Origin of the sequence: Mesorhizobium sp. M1A.F.Ca.IN.020.03.2.1 (assembly GCF_004023205.1) — a bacterium.
Taxonomy (GTDB): domain Bacteria; phylum Pseudomonadota; class Alphaproteobacteria; order Rhizobiales; family Rhizobiaceae; genus Mesorhizobium.
Window position 1 is genome coordinate 16,305 of the sequence record NZ_RZSV01000099.1, and the last position, 3,995, is coordinate 20,299.

The 3,995-nt window shown below is 65.0% G+C and carries 4 protein-coding genes and 1 pseudogene; 4 read left to right on the forward strand and 1 reads right to left on the reverse strand.

Annotated elements, in window-relative coordinates; translation table 11 throughout:
* A pseudogene (locus EOA79_RS33605) lies at nt 1–142 on the forward strand (F0F1 ATP synthase subunit epsilon); the annotation flags it as partial.
* A gap of 259 nt (nt 143–401) precedes the next feature.
* On the opposite strand, the gene EOA79_RS17200 reads toward EOA79_RS33605, so the two are convergent.
* Nucleotides 402–1,967: a mannitol dehydrogenase family protein gene (locus EOA79_RS17200; protein WP_095824153.1), complete on the reverse strand. Its 1,566-nt coding sequence runs from the start codon at nt 1,965–1,967 to the stop codon at nt 402–404.
* A 181-nt stretch (nt 1,968–2,148) separates the two neighbouring features.
* Here EOA79_RS17200 and uxaC point away from each other — a divergent pair, with 181 nt between their 5' ends.
* The 3 genes from uxaC to EOA79_RS17210 form a co-directional block, all read left to right on the forward strand.
* A complete protein-coding gene (gene uxaC, locus EOA79_RS17205) occupies nt 2,149–3,552 on the forward strand; it encodes a glucuronate isomerase (RefSeq protein WP_095824152.1) in 1,404 nt (467 codons plus the stop codon).
* 64 nt (nt 3,553–3,616) lie between these two features.
* The gene (locus tag EOA79_RS34110) at nt 3,617–3,748 is read left to right on the forward strand and encodes a hypothetical protein (protein ID WP_278121659.1); all 132 of its coding nucleotides are present in this window, start codon (nt 3,617–3,619) and stop codon (nt 3,746–3,748) included.
* Nucleotides 3,749–3,787: 39 nt separating this feature from the next.
* The coding region (locus EOA79_RS17210; RefSeq protein ID WP_164893873.1) for a GntR family transcriptional regulator at nt 3,788–3,995 on the forward strand (208 nt) is incomplete at its 3' end.

Genomic DNA, 3,995 nt, shown 5'->3' on the forward strand with positions numbered 1-3,995 from the left:
CATCGACCGCGCTGACCTCGCCCGCCGCATCCAGGAAGCCAGGGAAGACGCCGCCGACGCCAAGGACGACGAGGCCCGCAGCAAGGCCGAGCAGTTTCTCAGCCAGCTCACCACGTTGGAAGGCGCGCTGCTGCCGGCCTGACGGCGGCCTCTTACGATGGACTGAAAGAGAGCGGGCTTGCCCCGGGGCTTGCCCCGCTTTTTTGTTTGCCCCGTTTTCTCGTTTTCTCGTTTGGGAGACGGTCCGCCCTGCTTGTCAGGGTGTCGTGCCGTTTCATGCAAACGGCGAGCCGCTCTAATCTCGTCAGCAAGGCAGTGCGCCTGTTCTGAAACTCGAACGGGGGCCGACTATGCCACACGGCAGGTCGTGAACGGTCGGGCGAGTAGTCGGTACAGACGCGCTACTCGGCCAGCTGGGGCGGTTCTTTGCCGATGCCGATCGCCGCGAGAGCCAGCTTCGGACCGCCTTGCTTGAAATGGACGAGATGAGTGGCGACAGACTCGATCAACTTCTGTCGCTCCGGATGAGCTTTGGCAAAGCCGGCGAGGTCGAACACGGCCTCCGTCATCTCCGCCGTCGGCAGAATCCGGGCGAAGATGTCGCTGAGGGCGGTATCGAGTGGATCGGTGAAATGGCCCTCCGGCAAGCTGCCACCGCGCGCGGCGCATGCGGCGATCCAGGCGGCGACCACCAGCGTCAGGTGTACGAACTCGGTCCCGGCTTCGAGGCATTCGATGGCTGACGCGACGATGCGCTGCGGCAGTTTCTGGCTGCCGTCATTGGCGATCTGCGCCGTGCGATGGGCAAGCGCGGTGTTGGAGAAGCGCTGGGCGAGCTCGGCCGTGTAGGCGGCCGTATCGAGACCTGCATCCTGGGGCAGCGTCGGCACGGCTTCGGCCCACAATGCGTCGACAAACCGTCGGATCGACGGGTCGGCGAAGGCGCGGTCGACGGTGGCGTGGCCGCTGAGCAGGCCAAGATAGGCGATGCCGGAATGCGCGCCGTTGAGCAGCCTCAGCTTCATGTCCTCGAAGGGACCGACATCCTCGACCATGGTGACGCCGAATTTCTCCCAGGCCGGCCGCCCGGTGGGGAAACGATCCTCAATCACCCATTGCCGGAACGGCTCGGTCATCACCGGCCAGGCATCCTCGAGACCAAGCTCGCCGGCGATGCGCGCCCGGTCGGCGTCGGTGGTCGCAGGCACGATGCGGTCGACCATGGAAGACGGGAAGGCCACTTCGTTGGCGACATGGCTGGCGAGTTCGGCATCGCCCTGTCGAGCGAGCCCGGCATCGCCCTGTCGAGCGAGCCCGGCATCGCCCTGTCGAGCGAGCCGTAAGTCGCGCAGTTTCGCGAACTCGATCAGCAGGCGGTGCAGCGTGGCGCCGTTGGCCGGAAGGTTGTCGCAGCACAGCACCGTGAAGGGCGGCGTGCCGGCGGCGCGGCGGCGCGCAAGCGCCTCGGCCAGGAAACCATGCGCCGTCTTCGGCGATCCAGGGTTTCCCAGATCGTGGACGATGTCGGGATGAGTTTCGTCGAGCCTGCCGTCGGCGGCCCTTAGATAGGCCTTTTCGGTGATGGTCAGCGTGACGATGCGGGTGCGCGGATCGGTGAGCGCGGTAAGCACAGCGTCCGGATCTTCGGGCGCCACCAGCAACGACAGGATCGAGCCGATGATCTGCAACTGCTCGCCGGCGCTTTCCCTCACCGCCAGTGTGTAAAGCCCGTCCTGCGGCGACAGCGCATCGCGTGTATCGGGACTGCGCAGCGAGACGCCAATGATGCCCCAACCCGTATCGCCATCCGCCAGGCAGGCGTCGACATAGGCCGCCTGATGAGCGCGATGGAAGGCGCCGACGCCGAGATGGACGATGCCGGGCGTCACGGCGCCGCGATCGTAGCGGGGTACGGCGATTGCGCCCGGCAGCTGCGCGATCGAGGCGTTCGACAGACGGCTGTTCATTGGGTTTGAAGTCTCCGATCGGCGCGTCGAGCCTGGCAGGAATGGCGGCAGCGGCGTAGCCCCCGCCGCTGCCCGGTACAATGGCCGGGCCTTATGCAAAAGTCATCATACAACTGGCTGGTTTTTGTATGTTGGCAATGTGTTTGCTAATCCACCAATGGGGCAGCCTGGGAGGAGCGAAGTGGCTGCATTGACTGATCCGGACCTGTTGTTCGCGCCGGAAACGCGAACGCTGGCTCGCGCCCTTCATGCAGGGGTCAAGGACCTGCCGATCGTCAGCCCGCATGGCCACACGGACCCGCGCTGGTATGCGCTCAACGAGCCCTTTCCCGACCCCGCGCAGCTCCTGATCGTCCCGGACCACTACATTTTCCGCATGCTGTTCAGCCAGGGCGTGCCGCTGGAAAAGCTCGGCGTGCCGACGCTCGACGGAGCGCCGGTCGAGACCGACGGCAGAACGATCTGGCGGCGCTTTGCCGAGCATTACTATCTCTTCCGCGGCACGCCGACCCGGCTCTGGCTCGACCATGTGTTCGAGCACCTGTTCGGCATCGACGAACCGCTCAACGCCAGCACCGCTGATCGGTGCTATGACACGATCGCGGCGCTGCTTCAGCGCGTCGACTATCGGCCGCGGGCGCTGTTCGAGCGGTTCAACATCGAGGTGATCGCCACCACCGAAGGCGCGCTCGACGATCTCAAATGGCATCGCATGATCCGTGACAGCGGTTGGCAGGGCCGTGTCGTTACCGCCTATCGGCCGGACGCCGTGGTCGATCCCGACTTCGAAGGTTTCCTGGCCAATCTCGATCGCCTGGGCGAAATCACCGGATGCGACACCGGCACATGGGCCGGCTATCTCGAGGCGCACCGAAAACGCCGCGCCTATTTCAAGGAATTCGGCGCCACCTCGTCCGATCACGGCCATCCGACCGCCGACACCGCCAATCTTTCCGACACCGCGGCGCAGGAGCTGTTCGACAGCATCCGCCGCGGCTCGGAGGACGAGCGCGAGCGAAAACTGTTTCGTGCCCAGATGCTGACCGAGATGGCCAAGATGAGCCGCGACGACGGGCTGGTGATGCAGATCCATCCCGGGTCGTGGCGCAATCATTCGCCGGCTGTTTTCCAGAAATTCGGCCGAGACAAGGGCTTCGATATCCCGACCCGGACCGATTATGTGACGGCGCTGAAGCCGCTGCTCGACTGCGTCGGGCTGGAGCGAGACCTGACGATCATCCTGTTCACGCTCGTCGAGACGAGCTATGGGCGCGAGTTGGCGCCGCTCGCCGGCGTCTATCCGGCGCTGAAGCTTGGGCCGGCCTGGTGGTTCCACGACAGCCCGGAAGGCATGCGCCGCTTCCGCGAGATGACCACCGAGACGGCGGGCTTCTACAATACGGTCGGCTTCAACGACGACACGCGCGCCTTTCCATCGATCCCGGCGCGCCACGACGTCGCGCGGCGTGTCGACTGCGCCTTCCTGGCGCGGCTCGTCGCCGAACATCGGCTTCGCGAGGAGGAAGCGTATGAGCTGGCGCGCGAGCTTGCCTACACGCTTGCCAAGAAGGCGTACCGGCTCTGAGCCGGTCGCCAGGATTTGAGAGGCATGAAGTTCCGCATCATCCAATCGGACGTCTTCGTCGAACATGGTCGGCAAGATCACGGTCTGGGAAGCGATGCGCTCGATCTGGTCATTCTACGGCGCGGGTATCGTGGTTCTGGCGCTGGTGACGTATATTCCCGCGATCTCGCTGTGGTTGCCAAGTGTCTTCAAGTAGGCGTCCTCAAATAGGGCGTTCAGATAGAGGAGTGCGACGGTGGCCGGGCCCACGACGGATCTCAGGGTCGAACGGAAGCCGAAGCTGTCGGAAACGGTGGTCGCGGCGATCCGCAAGCAGCTGTTGGCGGGCGAGATCCCGCCCGGGCACAAGCTGCCGACCGAAGGACAGCTCACGGAAACCTTCGGCGTCAGCCGCACCGTCATTCGCGAGGCGCTGGCAAAGCTTGCCGCCGACGGTCTCGTCG

Bases quoted from the DNA above. Each gene is read 5' to 3' on its own strand.
- EOA79_RS17200 (WP_095824153.1), bottom strand. From the start codon at position 1,967: ATGAACAGCCGTCTGTCGAACGCCTCGATCGCGCAGCTGCCGGGCGCA.
- EOA79_RS34110 (WP_278121659.1), top strand. From the start codon at position 3,617: ATGGTCGGCAAGATCACGGTCTGGGAAGCGATGCGCTCGATCTGGTCA.